The sequence below is a fragment of the Georgenia satyanarayanai genome (assembly GCF_900116375.1).
Classification (GTDB): Bacteria; Actinomycetota; Actinomycetes; order Actinomycetales; family Actinomycetaceae; genus Oceanitalea; species Oceanitalea nanhaiensis.
In genome coordinates this window covers 115003-134418 of sequence record NZ_UETB01000002.1, presented here as the reverse complement: position 1 = coordinate 134418, position 19416 = coordinate 115003, and the positions used below count along the sequence as shown (strand labels likewise).

At 74.2% G+C, this 19416-nt stretch carries 21 protein-coding genes and 1 riboswitch; of the genes, 17 read left to right on the top strand and 4 right to left on the bottom strand.

Annotated features, from left to right (window positions below):
- The first annotated feature begins 60 nt into the window (after positions 1-60).
- The 16 genes from DSZ44_RS04785 (at position 61) to ddaH (ending at position 14475) form a co-directional block, all read left to right on the top strand.
- Positions 61-2247, top strand: a complete 2187-nt coding sequence (locus DSZ44_RS04785; RefSeq protein WP_258369229.1) for an MMPL family transporter — start codon at positions 61-63, stop codon at positions 2245-2247.
- Entirely contained in the window at positions 2244-3044 is an 801-nt protein-coding gene (locus tag DSZ44_RS04780; RefSeq protein WP_110851470.1) for a TspO/MBR family protein, read from the top strand. Before DSZ44_RS04785 ends, DSZ44_RS04780 begins: the two co-directional genes overlap by 4 nt.
- Positions 3041-3595, top strand: coding sequence for an isopentenyl-diphosphate Delta-isomerase (idi, locus tag DSZ44_RS04775; protein WP_110851469.1), 555 nt, complete (start codon positions 3041-3043; stop codon positions 3593-3595). The genes DSZ44_RS04780 and idi overlap by 4 nt, the downstream gene beginning before the upstream one ends.
- Positions 3592-4638 (top strand): polyprenyl synthetase family protein, encoded by a 1047-nt coding sequence (locus DSZ44_RS04770; RefSeq protein WP_110851468.1) that lies wholly within the window; start codon positions 3592-3594, stop codon positions 4636-4638. Before idi ends, DSZ44_RS04770 begins: the two co-directional genes overlap by 4 nt.
- Positions 4635-5504 (top strand): phytoene/squalene synthase family protein, encoded by an 870-nt coding sequence (locus DSZ44_RS04765; protein WP_110851664.1) that lies wholly within the window; start codon positions 4635-4637, stop codon positions 5502-5504. The genes DSZ44_RS04770 and DSZ44_RS04765 overlap by 4 nt, the downstream gene beginning before the upstream one ends.
- A complete protein-coding gene (gene crtI / locus DSZ44_RS04760; RefSeq protein ID WP_110851467.1) occupies positions 5501-7087 on the top strand; it encodes a phytoene desaturase family protein in 1587 nt (528 codons plus the stop codon). Before DSZ44_RS04765 ends, crtI begins: the two co-directional genes overlap by 4 nt.
- Positions 7084-7425 carry a lycopene cyclase domain-containing protein gene (locus DSZ44_RS04755; protein ID WP_181424536.1) on the top strand — a complete coding sequence of 114 codons (342 nt, stop codon included), beginning with the start codon at positions 7084-7086 and terminating at the stop codon, positions 7423-7425. The genes crtI and DSZ44_RS04755 overlap by 4 nt, the downstream gene beginning before the upstream one ends.
- Positions 7426-7746, top strand: coding sequence for a lycopene cyclase domain-containing protein (locus DSZ44_RS04750; protein ID WP_110851466.1), 321 nt, complete (start codon positions 7426-7428; stop codon positions 7744-7746).
- A complete protein-coding gene (locus DSZ44_RS04745; RefSeq protein ID WP_110851465.1) occupies positions 7743-8621 on the top strand; it encodes a prenyltransferase in 879 nt (292 codons plus the stop codon). Before DSZ44_RS04750 ends, DSZ44_RS04745 begins: the two co-directional genes overlap by 4 nt.
- Complete coding sequence (locus tag DSZ44_RS04740) at positions 8621-9214, top strand: DUF2238 domain-containing protein (protein WP_110851464.1); 594 nt, start codon at positions 8621-8623, stop codon at positions 9212-9214. The genes DSZ44_RS04745 and DSZ44_RS04740 overlap by 1 nt, the downstream gene beginning before the upstream one ends.
- Entirely contained in the window at positions 9211-9957 is a 747-nt protein-coding gene (locus DSZ44_RS04735) for a glycosyltransferase family 2 protein (RefSeq protein WP_220035094.1), read from the top strand. Before DSZ44_RS04740 ends, DSZ44_RS04735 begins: the two co-directional genes overlap by 4 nt.
- Positions 9954-10391 (top strand): pyrimidine dimer DNA glycosylase/endonuclease V, encoded by a 438-nt coding sequence (locus DSZ44_RS04730; protein WP_110851463.1) that lies wholly within the window; start codon positions 9954-9956, stop codon positions 10389-10391. Before DSZ44_RS04735 ends, DSZ44_RS04730 begins: the two co-directional genes overlap by 4 nt.
- A 243-nt stretch (positions 10392-10634) precedes the next feature.
- A complete protein-coding gene (locus DSZ44_RS04725) occupies positions 10635-11315 on the top strand; it encodes an iron-dependent transcriptional repressor DtxR (protein WP_110851462.1) in 681 nt (226 codons plus the stop codon).
- Positions 11316-11467: 152 nt separating this feature from the next.
- Positions 11468-11647, top strand: a riboswitch (cyclic di-AMP (ydaO/yuaA leader).
- Positions 11648-11649: 2 nt separating this feature from the next.
- Positions 11650-12519, top strand: a complete 870-nt coding sequence (locus tag DSZ44_RS04720) for a C40 family peptidase (RefSeq protein WP_110851461.1) — start codon at positions 11650-11652, stop codon at positions 12517-12519.
- Positions 12520-12648: 129 nt separating this feature from the next.
- A complete protein-coding gene (locus DSZ44_RS04715) occupies positions 12649-13578 on the top strand; it encodes a universal stress protein (RefSeq protein ID WP_110851460.1) in 930 nt (309 codons plus the stop codon).
- An 84-nt stretch (positions 13579-13662) separates the two neighbouring features.
- Entirely contained in the window at positions 13663-14475 is an 813-nt protein-coding gene (gene ddaH / locus DSZ44_RS04710) for a dimethylargininase (protein ID WP_373681226.1), read from the top strand.
- A gap of 13 nt (positions 14476-14488) precedes the next feature.
- Here ddaH and DSZ44_RS04705 read toward each other — a convergent pair whose 3' ends face one another.
- The 4 genes from DSZ44_RS04705 to DSZ44_RS04690 are packed head-to-tail and all read right to left on the bottom strand — an operon-like array spanning position 14489 to position 17783.
- Complete coding sequence (locus DSZ44_RS04705; RefSeq protein ID WP_110851459.1) at positions 14489-14935, bottom strand: hypothetical protein; 447 nt, start codon at positions 14933-14935, stop codon at positions 14489-14491.
- A gap of 18 nt (positions 14936-14953) precedes the next feature.
- Entirely contained in the window at positions 14954-15406 is a 453-nt protein-coding gene (locus DSZ44_RS04700) for a hypothetical protein (protein ID WP_110851458.1), read from the bottom strand.
- On the bottom strand, positions 15403-16890 hold the full coding sequence (locus tag DSZ44_RS04695; protein WP_110851457.1) for a PGAP1-like alpha/beta domain-containing protein: 1488 nt from the start codon (positions 16888-16890) through the stop codon (positions 15403-15405). The genes DSZ44_RS04700 and DSZ44_RS04695 overlap by 4 nt, the downstream gene beginning before the upstream one ends.
- Positions 16887-17783, bottom strand: coding sequence for a type 2 periplasmic-binding domain-containing protein (locus DSZ44_RS04690; protein ID WP_110851456.1), 897 nt, complete (start codon positions 17781-17783; stop codon positions 16887-16889). Before DSZ44_RS04690 ends, DSZ44_RS04695 begins: the two co-directional genes overlap by 4 nt.
- Positions 17784-18124: 341 nt before the next feature.
- Here DSZ44_RS04690 and DSZ44_RS04685 point away from each other — a divergent pair, with 341 nt between their 5' ends.
- Entirely contained in the window at positions 18125-19381 is a 1257-nt protein-coding gene (locus tag DSZ44_RS04685) for an O-succinylhomoserine sulfhydrylase (protein ID WP_110851455.1), read from the top strand.
- Positions 19382-19416: the final 35 nt, after the last annotated feature.

The following is a 19416-nucleotide window of genomic DNA, read 5'->3' as shown; positions in this document are numbered from 1 at the left end:
AGTGTTAAGGGTGGGCGGCAGGCCCCCAGTCACCGTAGGTCCGACGGTCGTCGTGGCGCGGTGCTGCGCGCGCTCCTCACCGTTCTCGTCCTCCTCGCCTGGCTCGCCGTCGGTGGGCTCGGCGGCATGGCGCAGGGCTCGCTCTCGGAGGTGCAGACCAACGACCAGGCGGCCTTCCTCCCCTCGAGCGCCGAGTCCACCCGCGCCGACGAGCTCGCCGAGGAGTTCGCGGGGGACCAGCCGCTGCCGGCGCTGCTCGTCGCGACGCCCTCCGACGGCGGCGACCTCACCCCCGAGCAGCTCGCGGCGGCGGAGGAGCTCGCCCAGCAGGTGCCCGAGCTCGAGCTCGGGGACGGCCGGACGCTCGGTGACGTCCTCGAGGGGCCGATCCCGGTCGTCCCCGCCGAGGACGGCCAGGCCCTCCTCCTGCCCGTCTCGATCAACGGGGACGAGGCCGAGGAGAACGTCGGGGACACGGGGGAGCGGACGGGCAACGTCGTCGTCACGGAGCTGCGCACCCTGGCCGCCGACACGCTCGTCGACGCGGACCTCGACACGTGGGTGACCGGGCCCGCGGGCTTCGTCGCGGACCTCGGTGCCGCGTTCGGCGGTATCGACGGTGTCCTGCTCCTCGTCGCGCTCGTCGTCGTGCTCGTCATCCTCGTCGTCGTCTACCGCTCCCCGCTGCTGCCCTTCACCGTGCTGCTCACCGCGGTCTTCTCCCTGTGCGCCGCCGCCCTCGTCATCAAGCCGCTCGCGGGCAGCGGCGCCCTCCTGCTCAACGGTCAGAGCCAGGGCATCCTCTCGATCCTCGTCATCGGCGCGGCCACCGACTACTCCCTGCTCCTCGTCGCCCGCTACCGCGAGGAGCTCACCCGCAACGCCGAGCCCCGCCAGGCGATGGCCAGGGCGTGGCGCGCCTCGGTCCCGCCCGTCCTCGCGTCCGCCGGCACCGTCATCGCCGGCCTGCTGTGCCTGCTCCTGTCGGACCTCGGCTCCAACGCGAGCCTCGGGCCGGTCGGCTCGATCGGCATCGCCGCCGCCGTCCTCGGCGCGCTCACCCTCCTGCCGGCGCTGCTCCTCGTCGCCGGCCACCGCTCGCGCGCACTCTTCTGGCCGCGCAAGCCGCAGTACCGCCCGGACGCCGCGCCGGCCTCGGAGGACTCCTCGCGCCTGTGGGGCCGCATCGCCGCGGCGGTCGGTCGCCGCCCGCGCGTCATCTGGGGCACGACCGCCGTCGCCCTCCTCGCGCTCGCCGCCTTCCTGCCGACCCTGCAGGCCGAGGGCACCGGCGAGGGTGAGGTCTTCCTCAACCCGACGGAGGCGGTCGAGGGCCAGGACGTGCTCGTCGAGCACTTCGACGCCGGCCAGGTCCAGCCGCTCGTCGTCATCACCGCCGAGGACACCGCCGAGGACGCCGTCGAGGCGGTCGAGGGAGTCGAGGGCGTCGAGAGCGCACAGGTCGTGGCCGACGACGACGGCGCCCCCGTCGTCGTCGACGGACGGGTCGAGATCCAGGCCGCGACCACCGCGACGTCCGAGAGCCAGGAGGCCACGGTCGCGGCCGGCGAGGTCCGTCAGGCGGTCCGCGACGTCGACCCCGACGCGCTCGTCGGTGGGGCGGCGGCCCAGCGCCTGGACACCCAGGAGACGGCGGAGCAGGACCTGCGCACCATCGTCCCGCTCGTCCTCGCGGTCATCTTCGTCATGCTCGTCATCCTGCTGCGCGCGATCGTCGCGCCGCTGCTCATCCTCGCCGTCAACGTCCTGTCCTTCGCGGCCACGCTGGGACTGTCGGCGATCTTCTTCAACCACGTCCTCGACTTCCCGGGCGCCGACGCCTCCGTCCCGCTCTTCGGCTTCGTCTTCCTCGTGGCGCTGAGCATCGACTACTCCATCTTCCTCATGACCCGCGTGCGCGAGGAGTCGCTGGAGCACGGCACCCGCAGCGGCGTGCGCCGAGGCCTGACGATGACCGGCGGCGTCATCACCTCCGCCGGCCTCGTGCTCGCCGCCACCTTCGGTGCGCTCGTCGTCATCCCGCTGCTCTTCCTCGTCCAGCTCGCCTTCATCGTCGCCGTCGGCGTCCTCATCGACACCTTCATCGTCCGCAGCCTCCTCGTCTCCGGGCTCGTCCACGACATCGGCCGGACCGTATGGTGGCCCTGGAAGGCGCGCGTGCCCGAGGACGAGGACGACTCGACGGCGACCGCGAAGGACACGACGGCGGTGGGGAGCAGCGCATGAGTGAGGACCGGTCGGCGCTCGTGCGCCACATCGTGGTCACCGTCGCCTACGTCGTGTGCGTGGCCGGCTCGCTCGTCGGGGTCGGACTCTTCGGTGGCACCCCCATCGCCGAGGCCGCCGGCGGCGTGCTCGCCGCCGACTCCACGCACCTGGCCCCCGCCTCCTCGGCGTTCTCCGTGTGGAGCGTCATCTACGGCGGCCTGGGCCTGTACACGGTGTGGCAGTGGTGGGACCGCACCGACCCACGCCGGATCGCCTGGCTCGTCGTGGCCTCCCTCGTGCTCAACGCCGCCTGGATCCTTGCCGTGCAGGCCGGCCAGGTGTGGCTGAGCGTCGTCGTCATCGTCGCCCTGCTGGGCGTGCTCGCGCTGACCTTCCAGCGGCTGCTCGCGGTGCCGCCGCGCAGCCGGGTGGAGGCGGTGGTCGCGGACGGCACCCTCGGCCTCTACCTGGGCTGGGTGAGTGTGGCGACCTGCGCGAACACCGCCGCCGCGCTGCTCGACAGCGGCTTCACCGGTGGCGGCGCCCCCGAGTGGTGGGCCGTCGGCGTGCTCGCCGTCGTCGCCGTGGTCGGGGTCGCGCTGGCCCTGGTCGGCCGCGGACGGCTCGCGCCCGCCGCCACCATCGTGTGGGGACTGGGCTGGATCGCCGTGGCCCGCACCTCCGGCGCGCCGGAGTCCACCACCACTGCTGTCGCGGCGGTGACGGCGGCCGCCGTCGTCGCCGTCGTCACGATCGTCGTGCGGCTGCGCACGGGACTGGACACTCGAGTGGGAAGACAGGAGACCGCCACATGACCGCCTCGACCGACGACCTCGTGACGCTGCTCGCGGAGGACGGCACGGCCATCGGCACCGCCCCGCGGCCGACCGTGCACACCACGGAGACCCCCCTCCACCTCGCCTTCTCCTGCTACCTCACCGACGCCAGCGGCCGCCTCCTGCTCACCCGCCGGGCACTGAGCAAGAAGACGTGGCCCGGGGTGTGGACCAACTCCTTCTGCGGGCACCCGCGGCCGGGCGAGGACCTCACCGAGGCGATCACCCGCCACGCCCGCCACGAGCTCGGCCTCGAGGTCACCGACGTGCGCCCCGCCGTCCCGGACTTCCGGTACCGCGCCGTCGACGCGTCCGGCGTCGTGGAGAACGAGATCTGCCCCGTCTTCGTCGCGACGACCACCCAGGAGCCGGAGCCGAACCCGGAGGAGGTCGCCGAGCACCGGTGGGTCGACCCCCGCGAGGCCGTGCAGACGGTCGAGATCGCGCCGTGGGCCGTGAGCCCGTGGATGGTCGAGCAGGTCGAGCGTCTCGTGGCCGCCGGTCACCTGCCTGAGAGCGCCTCCGGATGAGCGCCCCACCGCGCGAGACGGTGGACACCGCCCCGGTGGACGCCGCGCTCGCCGGCTTCTTCGCCGACGGCACCCGCCACCTCGTGGGCGCGGAGCACACGCAGCTGTGGGCGGCGCTCCGGGACGCCTCCGCGGGCGGCAAGCGCCTGCGGCCCATGCTCTTCCACAGCGTCTACCTCGCCCTGGGCGGGCGGCAGACGGACGTCGCCGCCCGGGTGGGGGCCTCGCTCGAGCTGCTCCACACCGCGCTCGTGGTCCACGACGACGTCATCGACGGCGACACGGTCCGCCGCGGCCGGCCCAACGTCGTCGGCACCTTCGCCGCCGACGCGCGCGAACGCGGCCACGACGCCGAGCGTGCCACCCACTACGGGCAGAGCGCGGCCATCCTCGCGGGCGACCTCGCCCTCGCCGGTGCCGTGCGCGGCATCGCGCTGTGTGGTGCGCCCCCGGACACCGTCGAGCGGATGCTCGACCTCCTCGACCGCGCCCTGCACCTGAGCGCCGCCGGGGAGCTCACCGACGTGCGCCTGAGCCTCGACGGCGAGGCCGACATCCCCGCCGTCATCTCGATGGAGCACCAGAAGACGGCGGTGTACTCCTTCGAGCTGCCGCTCCAGCTGGCCGCCGTGCTCGGCGGGGCGGACGCCGAGCACGAGTCCGCGCTCACCCGGTTCGCCCGCCTGCTCGGCATCGGCTACCAGCTGCGCGACGACCTCGACGGCATGTTCGGGGAGGAGTCGGCCACCGGGAAGAGCACGGTCTCCGACCTGCGCGAGGGCAAGTGCACCCCGCTCATCGCCTTCGCCCGGACGACGCCCGCCTGGGCCCACATCCACCCCTACCTCGTCTCCGGCGTGATCGACGACGCCGACGCCGCCCGGGTGCGCACGCTCCTGGAGGAGTGCGGGGCGCGCGCCTACGTCGAGGGCCTCGCCGCAGACCTCGACCGGGAGGCGCGTGAGGCGGTCGCGCACCTGCCCGAGGCCCGGCTCCTGGACGAGTGGGCGCGAACCGTCTCCCGCGGCGCGAGGGCGGCGTGAGCCGTCCGTCCCGCCGGCCGGCCGCGGCCTCCCGGTACGACGACGTCGCCAGCCGCAGCGCCGCCGTCGTCATCGACGCGTACTCCACGTCCTTCGGCTGGGCGTGCCGCCTGCTCGCTCCCGGCGACCGCGAGCACGTGCGCAACATCTACGCGCTCGTGCGGGTGGCCGACGAGATCGTCGACGACCCCGACCAGTCCTGGTCCGCCGCCGACCGCGGCGCCATGCTGGACGCCCTCGAGGAGGACACCGGCCAGGCGCTGGCCAGCGGTCGCAGCGCCAACCTCGTCGTCCACGCCTTCGCCCGCACCGCCCGCCGCTACGGCATCGGGCCCGAGCTCATCACCCCGTTCTTCGCCTCGATGCGAGCGGACCTGTCCGTCGACGAGCACGACGAGGCGAGCCTGGCCGAGTACGTCCACGGCTCGGCGGAGGTCGTCGGACTCATGTGCCTGCGTGTCTTCGTCGACGGCGACGACGCCACCTACGAGCGCCTCGCCCCCGGTGCCGGCCGCCTGGGCGCCGCCTTCCAGAAGGTGAACTTCCTGCGCGACCTCGGCCAGGACCACGACGCGCTGGGACGCACGTACTTCCCGGGCCTGGACCCGGCGGCCTTCAGCGACGCGCACCGCGACGCGCTCCTCGACGACATCGACGCGGACCTGGACGCGGCGGAGCTGGCCCTGGTCCAGCTGCCCGCGAGCAGCCGCCGGGCCGTGCGCGTGGCCCACGGCCTGTTCAGCGAGCTGTCCCGGCGGCTGCGGGAGACCCCCGCGGCGCAGATCCGGACCGAGCGTGTGCGGGTCCCCGACCCGGTCAAGGCCCGCATCGTGCTGCGCGGGACCCTCACGGGAGGACGTCGATGACCACCGCGCCGGGGACGCGGGCCGACGCGCCCACGGCCGTCGTCGTCGGGGGCGGGATCTCCGGGCTGGCGACGGCCGCGCTGCTGGCCCGCGACGGCTTCCGCGTCGACCTCCTCGAGCAGCGCGAGGAGGTGGGCGGTCGCGCGGGCAGCTGGAGCGCGGAGGGCTTCCGTTTCGACACCGGCCCGTCCTGGTACCTCATGCCCGAGGTCTTCGACCGGTTCTTCCGGCTGCTCGGCAGCTCCAGCGCCGAGCAGCTCGACCTCGTCACCCTCGACCCGGCCTACCGGGTCTTCTACGAGGGGCACAGCGAGGCGCTGGACGTGCTGCCGGACCGCGAGGCGAACCTTGCCGCGTTCGAACGGGTCGAGCCGGGGGCCGGGCGCCGCCTGGCGCAGTACCTCGACACGGCGCAGGAGACCTACGACATGGCGCTGCGCCACTTCCTCTACACGAGCTTCACCTCGTGGCGGGACCTGGCCGTGCCGGACGTGATGCGCCGGGTGCACCGGCTGCTGCCACTCCTGGGCCGCTCGCTCAAGGCGCACGTCGCCGCCAGCTTCACCGACCGCCGGCTGCGCCAGATCCTGGGCTACCCCGCGGTGTTCCTCGGCTCCTCGCCCGACCGCACGCCGAGCATGTACCACCTCATGAGCGCCCTCGACCTCACCGGCGGCGTCCAGTACCCCCAGGGCGGCTTCACCCGGCTCGTCGAGGCCGTCGCCGGGCTCGCCGAGCAGCAGGACGTCACCGTCCGCACCGGCGCCACCGTCACCGCCGTGACGACGGAGTCCGGCCCCACGGGCAGGCGCCGCCCACGGGCCCGCGTGACGGGGGTCCGCTACCGCGACGCCGCCGGCATCGAGCGCCGCCTGCGGGCCGACGTCGTCGTCGCTGCGGCCGACCTCCACCACGTGGAGACCGAGCTGCTCCCGCCCGCCGTGCGCGAGCGCCCCGCCCGCTGGTGGGCGCGCCGGGACCCCGGCCCCGGCGGCGTGCTCGTCTACCTCGGGGTGGACGGCCGCCTGCCCCAGCTGCCCCACCACACCCTGCTCTTCACCGAGGACTGGGACCGCAACTTCCGCGACATCCGCGAGGGCCGGGTCCCGCGGCCGGCCTCCGCCTACGTGTGCACCCCCTCGCGCACCGACCCGGGTGTCGCGCCCGAGGGTGCGGAGAACGTCTTCATCCTCGTCCCGGTCCCGGCCGACCCCTCCCTCGGGCGCGGCGGGATCGACGGCGGCGGTGACCGCGCCGTCGAGGAGATCGCCGACGCCGCCATCGACCAGCTCGCCTCGTGGACCGGCATCCCGGACCTGCGCGAGCGCATCCGGGTGCGCCGGACGGTGGGACCCGGCGACTTCGCCGCGGACCTCAACTCCTGGCGCGGGGGCATGCTCGGGCCGGCCCACACGCTGCGGCAGAGCGCCTTCTTCCGGCCGGGCAACGCCTCGCGGACGGTGAGCGGCCTGTACTACGCCGGGGCGAGCACCATCCCCGGCATCGGCCTGCCGATGTGCCTCATCAGCGCGGAGATCGTGCGCGACCGGGTGCACGCCGAGATGGCACTGTGGGACTCGTGATCGCTCTCGCCTACCTCGCGGCGCTGCTCGTCCCGCTCGGCTGCATGGCCCTGCTCGACGCCCGCTTCCGCCTCGTCCTGTGGGCCGACGCCCGGCGTGGTGCCCTCGTCCTCGCCGTCGGCGTCGCGTTCTTCCTCCTGTGGGACGTCGCCGCGATCGTCTCCGGCTTCTACCACCGCGGGGAGAGCGAGGCGATGACCGGGATCATGCTCGCCCCTGAGCTTCCCCTGGAGGAGCTCGTCTTCGTCACCTTCCTCTGCTACCTCACCCTCGTGCTCCACGGCCTGGTCCTCCTGCTCCTGCGCTCGCGCCGGCGACGGACGGCGGAGGTGGGCTGAGTGAGCTACCTCCTGCTGGCGGGCCTCTTCCTCGTGCCCGTCCTCGCCACCGCCGTCGTCGCCACCCGGGTGCGGCGGCTGGGCCGGCGCTGGTGGGCGGCGACGGCGATCACGCTCGTCGCCCTCGGTGTGCTCACGGTCGTCTTCGACAGCCTGATGATCGCCGCCGACCTGTTCCGCTACGACGAGTCCCAGCTCACCGGCGTCCGGCTCCTCCTCGCGCCCGTGGAGGACCTCGCCTGGCCGCTCGCCTCGGTGCTCTTCCTCCCGGCGCTGTGGGAGCTGCTGCGCCCCCACCGGGCCGAGGAGGAGCGGGCATGACCGCCACCTCCACCGGCGCCCTGCGTCAGCTCCTCGGCTCGTCGCGGCCGGTCAGCTGGATCAACACCGCCTACCCCTTCGCGGCGGCCTACCTCATGGCGGGCGGCGGCGTGGACCTCGCGCTCGTCGTCGGCACGCTGTACTTCCTCATCCCGTACAACCTCCTCATGTACGGGGTCAACGACGTCTTCGACTACGAGTCCGACCTCCGCAACCCCCGCAAGGGCAGCATCGAGGGGATCGTCCTCGACCGCCGCTGGCACCGCACGACCATCTGGGCGTCGGTGCTGAGCAACCTGCCCTTCGTACTCGCCCTCGTCCTCCTCGGGTCGGCGGCCTCGACGGCGGTGCTCACCGTGAGCGTGCTCGCCGTCATCGCCTACTCGGCCCCCGTGCTGCGGTTCAAGGAGCGGCCCGTCCTCGACTCGCTCACCTCGAGCACCCACTTCGTCAGCCCGGCGGTCTTCGGGCTGGTCCTCGCGGGCGGCTCCCCGGTGGGTGGCGCGCTCGCCGCACTCGTCGCGTTCTTCCTGTGGGGCATGGCGTCCCACGCCTTCGGGGCCGTCCAGGACGTCACCGCGGACCGGGAGGCAGGCATCGCCTCCGTCGCGACCTGGCTCGGCGCCGCCCGCACCACCCGCCTGGCCATCGCGCTGTACGCGGCGGCCGGTGTGGTGGTGCTGGGGACCGGGTGGCCCGGCGCGCTGGCCGCCGTGCTCGTCGTCCCGTACGTCATCTCCATCTGGCCGTTCCGCTCCCTGCCCGACGAGCGCTGCGAGGAGGCCAACGCCGGCTGGCGCCGGTTCATCTGGTTCAACCTCGGCACCGGGTTCCTCATCACCCAGCTGCTCATCGCCATCGCGTGGACCCGCTGATGCCCGACGAGCACCAGCCCCGCCCCGCCACGCCGGCCGGCGTGCTCCTCACCGTCCCGGGTCCGCGTCCCGCGCGGGTCGCGGCGCAGACCGTCGCGGTCCTCGCCGTCCTCAGCGTCCCGGCGGCGCTCGCCGTCGACGTCGTCGCCGCGGCGGTGGCCCTCCTCGTGCTGGGCGGCGTCACCGTCGCGCGGGTGCTCCTCCTGCCCGCCACCCTCCAGGCGCTGCTCGGGGCCGCGCTCGTCGCCGCCGGCTGGGCCAGCGCCGTCGGGCTCTACGAGACGGTGCGCTGGGTCGACGTGCCCGCGCACCTGTTCGTCAACGGACTCATCGCCGCCACCCTCGGCATCGTCATCCTGCGCGGCGGGCTGCTCGCCGATCCCGCCACCCGCGCCGGCCGCGCCGGCATCGCGCTCACGACGGCGAGCGTGGGCGTGACGCTCGGCGTGCTGTGGGAGATCGCCGAGTGGGCCGGGTACACGTACGTCGACGAGTCGGTCTACGTGGCCTACGGCGACACGATCGGTGACCTCACCGCCGGCGGGGTGGGCTCGGTCGTCGCGGGGCTGCTCGTGGCCCGGTGGGCACGGTGAGCCCGCTGAGCGTGAGCGTCGTCATCCCGGCACGGGACGACGCGCCGGCCCTCGAGCGCTGCCTGGACGCCCTGGAGCGGCAGACGCTCGCGCCGCTGGAGGTGGTCGTCGTCGACAACGGCTCCCGCGACGCGACGGCGGAGGTCGCCCGCCGGCACGGCGCACGCGTCGTCACCGAGCCGCGGGCGGGGATCCCGATGGCCGCCGCCGCCGGCTACGACGCCGCACGCGGGGACCTCATCGCCCGTCTCGACGCCGACTCCCTGCCCGGCCCCGACTGGCTCGAGCGCGTCACCGCCGCGATGACCGACCCCCGCCGGGACGCCGTCACCGGCGTCGGGAGCTTCTACGAGCTGCCCCGCGGCGGCCGGCTCGTCTCCGCCGTCTACCTCGGCGCCTACTACGGGTTGTGCTACCTCGCGCTCGGCCACCACGCGCTGTGGGGGTCGAGCATGGCGGTGCGCCGCTCCAGCTGGCTCGCCGTGCGCGCCGCCGTGCACGACGACGACGCCGAGCTCCACGACGACCTCGACCTCGCCTTCGCGCTCGGTCCGCGCCGCCGGGTGTGCCTGGACCGGACGATCGTCGTCGGCGTCTCGGCGCGCAGCCTCGTGGGCCTGGCCCAGCTGCGGCGCCGCTTCCGGCGGGCCTTCCGCACGCTGGCCGTCAACTGGCGGGTGGCGCCGCCGTGGACCCGGTGGGCGGTGCGCCTCGGGCTGCCCGCCAAGGACGGGACGGCATGAGGGTCTGGTCGGTCCATCCGCGGTACCTCGACCGGCAGGGGCTGGTCGCGTGCTGGCGCGAGACGCTGCTGGCGCAGGCGGTGCTCGCCGGGCGGACCAAGGGCTACCTCAACCACAGCCAGCTCGTCCGTTTCCGGGCGACGGCGGACCCGGTCGCGTCGGTCTGCGCCTACCTCGGCGTGCTCGCCGTCGAGGCCGACGAGCGGGGCTACCGCTTCGACCGCAGCCGGATCGACCGGCCCGTGGCGCTCGACGCCGTCGTCCCGCTGCCGGTGACCGAGGGGCAGGTCGCCTACGAGTGGGCCCACCTGCTCGCCAAGCTCGCCGAGCGCAGCCCGGACCGCTACGCCCTCGTCCGTGACGTCACCGACGTCGCGGTCCACCCCCTCTTCGTCCCCGTCCCCGGCCCCGTCGAACCCTGGGAGAAGACCTGAGCCGGCTTCCCCCTCCCGCCCCCTCTCGCTCGGCGAGAGGAGTGGCTGGGAGGGGCACCCGTCCCCGCCCCCTCTCCCTCCCGCCCCCCTCTCCCTCCCGCCGAGCGCTGAGTTGTTACCCGTAACAACTCAGCGCTCGGCGGGAAGGGGGTGGGGGAGTGGGCGCCGCTGTCTCAGGACGGCCACGGGGGTCAGCGGGGCGGCCTATCCTCATGAGGAGGAGCGAGAGATGGGCAGCGACGTATGAGTGACCTGATCGACACCACCGAGATGTACCTCAAGACGGTCTACGAGCTGGAGGAGGAGAGCGTCGTGCCCATGCGGGCGCGCATCGCCGAGCGCCTCGGACACTCCGGCCCGACGGTGTCCCAGACGGTCGCCCGCATGGAGCGCGACGGGCTGCTCCACCTCGAGGAGGGCCGGCGCATCCGCCTGTCCGAGCTCGGCCACGAGCGGGCCACCCAGGTCATGCGCAAGCACCGCCTCGCCGAGCGCCTCCTCACCGACGTCATCGGCCTGGACTGGGAGTACGTCCACGAGGAGGCGTGCCGCTGGGAGCACGTGATGAGCGAGCAGGTGGAGCACCGCCTGGTCGCGCTCCTCGACCACCCCCACCACGACCCCTACGGCAACCCCATCCCCGGCCTGGCCGAGCTCGGGGAGCACAGCCTCGCGCCCGTCGACCCGCCCCTGCAGCCGCTGGCGGCGGTTGCGTCGGAGAGCCAGGTCGTCCTGCGGCGTATCGGGGAGCCGCTCCAGGTGGACGTCGAGCTCCTCGCCCGCTTCGCCGAGGCGGGGGTGCGTCCCGGTTCCCTGCTCAGCGTCCAGCGTGGCGCCGGCTTCGTCTCCCTCCAGGCCGAGGGCTCCGACCTCGTCCTCGACGTCGCCGAGGACGTCACCAGGCACCTCTTCGTCGACGACTGAGAAGCCCGGATTTCCGCGGTATTCGCTGCCCCACAGGTGTGAGTCGCGACACGACGGTCACATGCGTCGTAACCAGAACGTGACAATTGGCGACGCGCTCGGGTAGTGTCCGACTCGCTCCTCACGCCCTCCAGTGATGAGCCCATGGACGGAGCCCAACCCTGCCGCCGCCCGTGGTCCCAGAGAGTGACCGTCGGCAGGGGCGGGGGAACCACGTAGTGGCGGTCGGCTCCGGTCGGCCCCTAGGGGTGAAGCCCGTCCGAGAGGACGGGCCGGGTGAACTCCCATCCGAACCCGACAGCTCACCTCGTCGGCAACACAGGAGAGGCAGTTCGTGACCGCAACTATGCCTGGGGCGCGCCACCGCGCAGCGTGCCGTCCCACCACCCCCTTCACCACCATCGGCCAGGCCGTCGCCGGCCCGGCAGCTCGCCGCGGCATGCTCGTCGCCGCGTCCTCGGGGCTGGCGCTGACCATGGCGGCCAGCACCGCCGTCGCCGCGCCGGAGGGCTCCTCCCTCCCGCAGGTCGACGTCTCGGCGCTCTCGAGCCAGGCCCGCACGGCCCTGACGGTCAACCCGACCGTCTCCGTGCCCGCCGACGTCGAGTTCGCCGTCGCCGACGTGGCCGTGGCCGCGACGCCCCCGAAGACCACGGTCGCCGAGGACTCCGACCCCATCGCCGAGCACGTCGCCGCGGAGGAGGCCGCCGAGGCCGCCGCCACCGCCGCCGCCGAGGCGGAGGCGCTCGCCGCCGCCCGCTCCACGGAGACGGCCTCCCGCAGCGGTGCGTCCTCGACCTCTGCCTCCACCGCCGCCGTCGCGGAGGAGAGCGCCACCCAGGCCGCCCCCGCGCCGGCCGCCTCGGGCAACGCCATCGTCGACATCGCCTACCGGTACGTCGGCACCCCGTACGTGTGGGGTGGCGCCAGCCCGTCCGGCTTCGACTGCTCCGGCTTCACCTGGTACGTCTTCCAGCAGGCCGGCATCAGCATCCCGCGCAGCTCCAGCGCGCAGGCCGGGGCCGGCACCGTCGTCTCGGCCGCCGAGGCCCGGCCCGGTGACCTCGTGTGGTGGCCCGGACACATCGGCATCTACCTGGGCGACGGCCAGCACATCGCCGCCCGCAACCCCTCCAAGCCCCTGCAGGCCGGTCCGATCTCGCACGTCGGCCGCGGCGCCCCCACCTTCATCCGGGTGGGCTGAGCCCAGCACGCTTGCCCCGACGGGCCCGCACCGACTCGGTGCGGGCCCGTCGTCGTCCCTGCCGAAGCGCCGACACGCCGCGCCTGAGAGAGCACAATGGGGACAACGACTCCCGATCTGGAGGGTGACATGCCCCGCGAGAACGTCGTCATCGTCGGTGTGGACGGATCCGAGACCAGCACGGCAGCACTGGACTGGGCCGCGGCCGAGGCCCACCGGCTCGGGTGGCGTCTGCACGTCGTGTGCGCCTACGCGGTGCCCGCCTTCACCGTCGCGTCCCTCGACGGCGGCTTCGCGGCCGTCGACGACTCGGCCATCCAGGCCGGCGCGCAAGCGGTCCTCGACGAAGCGGTCGAGCGGGTCGGCGACGAGCTGGAGGTCACCTGCGCCCTCGAGCTCGGGGACCCGACGGGCGTGCTCGTCGAGCTCTCCCGGCAGGCGGGTCTCGCCGTCGTCGGCACCCGCGGCGGCGGCGGCTTCACCGACCGCCTGCTCGGCAACGTGTCCTCCTCACTGCCCGCCCACGCGCACTGCCCCACCGTCGTCGTGCCCCGCACACCCGAGGGGCAGCCGGGCTTCACCCCGGTGCGCCGGATGGTCGTCGGCGTCGACGGCTCGGAGTCGGCGACGATCGCCCTGCGTCGCGCCGTCGACGAGGCCGCCCTGTGGGACGCCCACCTCACCGCCGTCGCCGCCGTCCCCATCGGTGGCGGCTCGGGGTCCCTCGCCTGGCTGCCCGCCGCCGTCGACCGTGACGACGTCCTCGCCGACGTCAAGGTCGGCCTCAGCGTCGCCGTCGAACGGGCCGTCGACGGCCGTGAGGTCCGCATCAGCCAGCACGCCCTGGACGGCAACGCCGCCGCCCTGCTCGCCGAGTTCTCGACGGCGGTCGACCTCGTCGTCGTCGGCTCTCGCGGCCGTGGCGGTTTCGCGGGGCTCCTCATGGGCTCGACCAGCCAGGCCGTGCTCCACCACGCCGTGTGCCCCGTCATGGTCGTGCCCGCCCGCTCCGCCCGCGAGGAGGCCGGCCCGGCCGACGTCCCCTGGCGCCGCCGGTGACGTGTCGAGGGTCACGCGTGCCGCGCCGCCCGTGACCTCGGGCCTGCTTAGGCTCTAGGCACACCCGAGACGAAAGGGGCTGCCGTGCGGCCATCCCGCCACGCCACGCCTCGGCACTTCCTCATGTGCCGACCGACGCACTTCACCGTCAGCTACGAGATCAACCCGTGGATGCACCCCACCGTGCCGACCGACACGGATCTGGCGGTCGCGCAGTGGCAGGAGCTCCACGACACCTACGTCCGCCTCGGGCACCGCATCGAGCTCATCGACCCGGTCGAGGGCCTGCCGGACATGGTGTACGCCGCGAACGGCGGGCTGGTGAGCGACGGTGTCATGTACACCGCGAAGTTCACCTACCCGCAGCGCATGCCCGAGGGGCCCGCCTACGCGCAGTGGTTCACCGACCACGGCTACCGCGTGCACACGGCGACAGAGACGAACGAGGGCGAGGGCGACATCCTCACCGTCGGTGACTACGTCCTCGCCGGCACGGGCTTCCGCACCTCCACCGCCTCGCACACCGAGCTGCAGGAGGTCATCGGCAAGCCCGTCATCACACTGCGCCTGGTGGACCCGCGGTTCTACCACCTCGACACCGCGCTCATGGTCCTCTCGGACACGGAGATCGCCTACTACCCCGAGGCCTTCAGCGAGGGCAGCCGCCGGGTGCTGGAGCGGCTCTTCCCCGACGCCATCGTCGCGACCGAGGCCGACGCCGTCGTCCTCGGGCTCAACGGGGTCAGCGACGGCCGCCACGTCATCCACAACCCGCGGGCCACCGACCTCGCCGCGGCGCTGTCCGAGCGGGGCTTCGAGCCCATCGGCATCGACACCTCCGAGCTCCTCAAGGGCGGCGGCGGGGCCAAGTGCTGCACGCTGGAGATCCGCGCCTGAGTCGTCGCGCCCGTCAGCCCGGCCAACCGGCCTGACGGGCGCGCTCGAGCCACCCGGGGTCGAGGGGCGAGGACGGCGCGTCGGCGACGACGTCGAGCACGCGCCTCGCGTCCTCCGCGTCGACGACGCCGTCCCACAGGGTGGCGAGCACCGAGCGGGCCTCCTCGGCGGCGGACAGGAGAAAGCTGCGGGCCGCCTCGATCGCGGCCAGGGTCTGCGCCGCGCCGTCGGCGTGCTCGCGCAGCGCCCGGGCGACGTCGTCGACCCGGTCCGCGCCCCGGGTCGTCGTCGCGGCGTGGTCGAGCAGCGTGGCCTGGTACTCCTCGGCGGCGGGCGAGCGCCAGCCGATGGTCTCCCGCAGGGCGAGGAGGTCAGCACCCAGCTCGCGTGCCTGCACGCCGACGTCGTCCATCTGCCCGGCGAGCGCGTGCAGCTCCTCCGGGGTCTCAGCCGGTCCCACGGTGCTCCTTCCGGTCGGTCACGGTCGCCAGCCCGGGTCCGCGGCGGGCGGCCCGAAGCGCTCGAAGAGGCCGGAGGGGCCGGCCCCCTGGTGGGTGAAGCCGAGGTCGCGGGCGTCCAGGGCGACGCCGTCGGGCGCGGTGAGGACCGTGCTGACGTCGGTCGGGACGAAGGCCGCGGTGTCCCACCCCGCGTGGACGATGGCGTCGAGGACCGTGAGCCGCTCGCCCGGGTCCGTGCTCGACGTCGTCGCGTCGATCACGACCTGCCGTCCCCACGTGGGCCCCGAGCGCACCTGGACCCGCGCGGAGGTGACCGTGTCGAGGGCGGTGAGCTCCTCGGTCAGCCGCTCACCCTCCTCGGCGAGGTCCGGGCCGGGGTCGGGGGCCGCGGTGTCGGCGCCACCGTCGTCGGCGCAGGCGGGGGTGAGGAGCAGGAGCGCGAGGGCGCCGCAGGTCAGCAGCCGCCTCACCGGTGCTCCTGGCGCACGTCGTACTGGAAGACCTGCGCGTGACCGCCGCGCACCTGGGCGAACTGCTCCTCCAACCCCTGCAGCGCGAGCGCGAGGGCGGGGTCCTCGGCCGCCTGCGCGCTGACGAGCGCGGCGGTGTCGGCGTAGACGCGGCCGCCGTGGGCGGAGATCGGTGAGCCCGCGGTGACCCCCTCCGCGCCGTCGACGTCGCGGGTCACGGTGGTCCAGCCCGGGACACCCGGGTTGGGGCTGCCGTCGAGGCGAGGGACCGGGTCCTGGACGTGCTCGATGGACAGGACGGCGACGTCGTCGGGGATGTTCGTGCCGGCGATCGGTGACCCGCCGGTGACGACCTGCGTCACGTGCAGCCCGGTGCCCGGGTCCGCCGCGAGCGCGGCGGCGACGATCCCGCCCTGGCTGTGCCCCGCGAGGGTGACCGGTTGGGCCTGCAGCTCGGCGAGCGGGACGCCCTGCTGGGCAGCGACCTCGCTCATCGCCTGGTGCACCGCCTCGAGCACGGCCGCCTCCATCGCGGTGTCGTGGCCCGCCATGAGGCTGAGGTTCGTCCCGAGGTTGGAGGGGTTGCTCCCGGACTCCGGCGCCCAGTCCTGGGTGCCGGGGATCTCGACGATCCAGCTGTGGCCGCCCCCGCCGTCGGGCACGGCGGTGACCCGGACCTCCGAGGCGTCACCGTCACCGAGCCGGCCGATGGTGCCGAAGAGCGCGGCGAGGCTGTCTGCTGCGGCGCCGTCCGGTGCCGGGTCCGGGGTCACCACCGGGTCGCCGTCGGCGAAGAGGCCGAGCAGCCCACCGGCGCCGATGACGCCGGCCACCATCTGCTCGTAGCTCAGCGGCACCGGGGGAAAGGTCCACGGCGTGAGGACGCTGAGGACGAGCGGCACCTCGGTGCCGAGCATCCACGGGAGGCCGGCGATGATCGAGTCGGTCACCCACGGCTCGTCGTAGAGCCCACCGAGCACCGTCTCCGCGGGGTCCTCACCGACCTCGTCCAGCCACGCGGCGAAGGCGTCAAGGGTGAGCGCGTCGGCCAGGGCCTCGGGCAGCGCGTCGAGGAGGAGGGAGGTCACCGCGATCCCGCCGGCGGTGAGCAGGCCCGCGTGGAGGACGACGACGCCCGTCACGCCTCGTCCCAGGTCGGCCAGCCGTGCGAGGGCGGCATCGACCTCCTCGTAGGCGGTCGCCGAGCCGCGCAGGAAGACCGCGGCGGCCTCGTACTCCAGGGCGACCCACGCCAGCCCCTCGGGCGGCAGCTGTGCCTGGGCCACCTCGGCGAGCACTCGCCCGCCGGTCACCGGCGAGAGCACCTGGGAGGACAGCACGGCCTCGTGGGTGGCCACCGCGGCCACCCGCCATGCCAGCTCCCGGGCGGCGTCGCCCTTGTCGTCCAGCACGTCGGCCGTGGCGCGCATGTCCTCCACGCGCGCGAGGATGCCCGCCGCCCCTCCGGTGACCGTGAGGGTCACAGCACCTCCTCGGCGTGGAGAAGGCCGGTCAGTGCGGTGAGCAGGCCGTTGCGGACACGCAGGAGGTCGGTCCGGCGCAGCGTGACGCCGTGCGTCGTCGCGTCGACGAGCTCGACGACGTCCGCCTCCGTCCACAGCCACACGCCGTGGAAGGCGAGTGCGCCGTCGTCGTGACGGCGGGCCGCACTGACGCAGGCACCTCCGGTGAGCTCGGTGGAGACGGCGCCGAGCACGGACAGGGCAGAGGCCGGCAGGCCCGACAGGTGCAGGGCGACGTCCTCGCGGCCCAGCCGCAGCGCCTGCGCGATGGCGGCGGACTCGGGCCAGCCGACACGCACGGGCGAGCGGTCGGCGGGCGGACCGCCCACGTGGTGGGGCAGCGCGTGCATGACCTGCGCCAGCAACCCCCCGGCCGCGGACAGGGAGACCTCGACGACAGGTTCCTGCTCGAGCACCGTCCCCCCACCCGGGGTGCGCACCCGGCGGCGACGGCGGGCGAGGGCGGCCGTGCGCCCGGCGCTCCACGCGACGGACTCGTTGACGACGACGTCCCCGGACCAGGAGGAGACGTCGACGCGGACGTCGGACTCGAGCAGCATGAGCATCCCGAGCACGCACGACGGCGTGAGCGCGGTGACGTCGTCCCGGCGGGGAGTGTGGGTGGCCAGGCCGCGCAGCTGGAGGCTGGCCCAGGCGCGTGCCCGCTCGTCCGCGGTGAGCGGCTCGTCGGGATCGAGGCCGAAGGCCTCGGGCGCGAAGCCCACGGGCGTCACCGCAGCGGGCACGCGTGAGAGGAGGGCCCGGCGCAGCACCGTCCACTCGGCCACGTCGAGGCGGAAGTGGGCCACCCTGCTGCGAGCCTGGCGCCCCTGCTGGACCGTCTGCGCGGACATCGCGTCCCCCCTTCTCGCGCCGGGTGAGCCGCCGGCGCCTCACGCTCATCCTCACGGGCCGGGACGCCCGTGAACATGGGGAGAAGTGCCCATCGCGGCCGCCATCGGGATGATCCCTACGGTGCGCGGTCCTGCGAAGGGGGGAGCCCACGAGTCTCATCCCACGGCGGTGCGCTCGGCCGGTCGTCCGGGTGGTGGGACGGGCCCCTGGGCGGCGGGACCGGGTGCGCGCTGCGTGGTTAGCATCGCCGGGAACCATCCAGAGCAGCCGAGAGACCTGGCTCGTCGACGCTGCAGCAACCCGGCCCACGGGTGCTCCCGCCAGGACCGATGGAGGAGCCATGACGACGTCCACCACCCGCCCCGCCTGTCCCGGCCCCGGGGGGTACCCGGAACCGGACCCCACGTGGGGCAGCGCGACCCACGCCGTCCACGCCGGGCACGAGCGCACGGAGTTCCACGAGACCTCCGAGGCGCTCTTCCTCACCCAGGGCTTCGTCTACGCGGCCGCGGCCGACGCCGAGGCGGCCTTCGAGGGGGAGGCGGACCGCTTCACCTACAGCCGCTACGAGAACCCCACGGTGCGCACCTTCGAGGAGCGGCTGCGTGCCCTCGAGGGCGCCGAGGCCTGCGCCGCCACGGCCACCGGGATGTCCGCCATCTTCTCCACGCTCGCGGCGCTCGTGCGCAGCGGCTCGCGGGTGGTCGTGGGCCGGGCCGTGTTCGGCTCGACGATCACGCTCCTCGAGGACATCCTCGGCGGCTGGGGTGTGGTCACCGACTACGTCGACGCGCACGACCTGGAGGACTGGCGCCGCGCGCTGGCCACCCCCGCCGACGTCGTGCTCTTCGAGACGCCGTCCAACCCGATGCAGGACATCGTCGACGTCGCCGGGGTGAGCGCACTCGCCCACGCGGCGGGCGCCGTCGTCGTCGTCGACAACGTCTTCGCCACCCCGGTGCTGCAGCGCGTGCTGCCCCAGGGGGCCGACATCGTCGTCTACTCGGCGACCAAGCACATCGACGGCCAGGGACGGACGATGGGGGGCGCGGTCCTCGGCAGCCGGGAGTTCGTCGAGGGGCCGCTGCGACTCATCCTGCGCAACACCGGTCCGACGCTCAGCCCCTTCAACGCCTGGGTGCTGCTCAAGGGGCTGGAGACCATGCCGCTGCGGGTGCGAGCCCAGAGCGACGCGGCCCTCGAGCTGGCGCGCTGGCTGGAGACGCTGCCGCGGGTGGGCTGCGTGCGCCACCCCTTCCTCGACTCCCACCCGCAGGCGGCGCTCGCCCGCGCGCAGATGAGCGGCGGGGGCAGCGTCGTCACCTTCGACGTCTCCGTCGGCGGCAGGCCCGCGACCCGTGAGGAGACCTTCACCTTTCTCGACGCGCTGCGACTCGTCCTCATCTCCAACAACCTCGGCGACGCAAAGTCCATGGTCACGCACCCGGCGACGACGACGCACCGCCGGCTCGGTCCTGACGGCCGGGCCCGCGTGGGCATCAGTGACGCGACGGTGCGGCTGTCGGTGGGGCTGGAGGAGCCGGCAGACCTGCGCGCCGACCTCGCCCAGGCGCTCGCCGCGGTCCCAGCGGCCTGAGGGCGGCGCCGTCCCGGACCGCGCTGCGCCACCCG

Bases quoted from the DNA above. Each gene is read 5' to 3' on its own strand.
- crtI (WP_110851467.1), top strand. From the start codon at position 5,501: ATGACCACCGCGCCGGGGACGCGGGCCGACGCGCCCACGGCCGTCGTC.
- DSZ44_RS04725 (WP_110851462.1), top strand. From the start codon at position 10,635: ATGAGTGACCTGATCGACACCACCGAGATGTACCTCAAGACGGTCTAC.
- DSZ44_RS04770 (WP_110851468.1), top strand. From the start codon at position 3,592: ATGAGCGCCCCACCGCGCGAGACGGTGGACACCGCCCCGGTGGACGCC.
- DSZ44_RS04740 (WP_110851464.1), top strand. From the start codon at position 8,621: ATGCCCGACGAGCACCAGCCCCGCCCCGCCACGCCGGCCGGCGTGCTC.
- DSZ44_RS04745 (WP_110851465.1), top strand. From the start codon at position 7,743: ATGACCGCCACCTCCACCGGCGCCCTGCGTCAGCTCCTCGGCTCGTCG.
- DSZ44_RS04780 (WP_110851470.1), top strand. From the start codon at position 2,244: ATGAGTGAGGACCGGTCGGCGCTCGTGCGCCACATCGTGGTCACCGTC.
- idi (WP_110851469.1), top strand. From the start codon at position 3,041: ATGACCGCCTCGACCGACGACCTCGTGACGCTGCTCGCGGAGGACGGC.
- DSZ44_RS04690 (WP_110851456.1), bottom strand. From the start codon at position 17,783: ATGTCCGCGCAGACGGTCCAGCAGGGGCGCCAGGCTCGCAGCAGGGTG.
- DSZ44_RS04715 (WP_110851460.1), top strand. From the start codon at position 12,649: ATGCCCCGCGAGAACGTCGTCATCGTCGGTGTGGACGGATCCGAGACC.
- DSZ44_RS04730 (WP_110851463.1), top strand. From the start codon at position 9,954: ATGAGGGTCTGGTCGGTCCATCCGCGGTACCTCGACCGGCAGGGGCTG.
- DSZ44_RS04685 (WP_110851455.1), top strand. From the start codon at position 18,125: ATGACGACGTCCACCACCCGCCCCGCCTGTCCCGGCCCCGGGGGGTAC.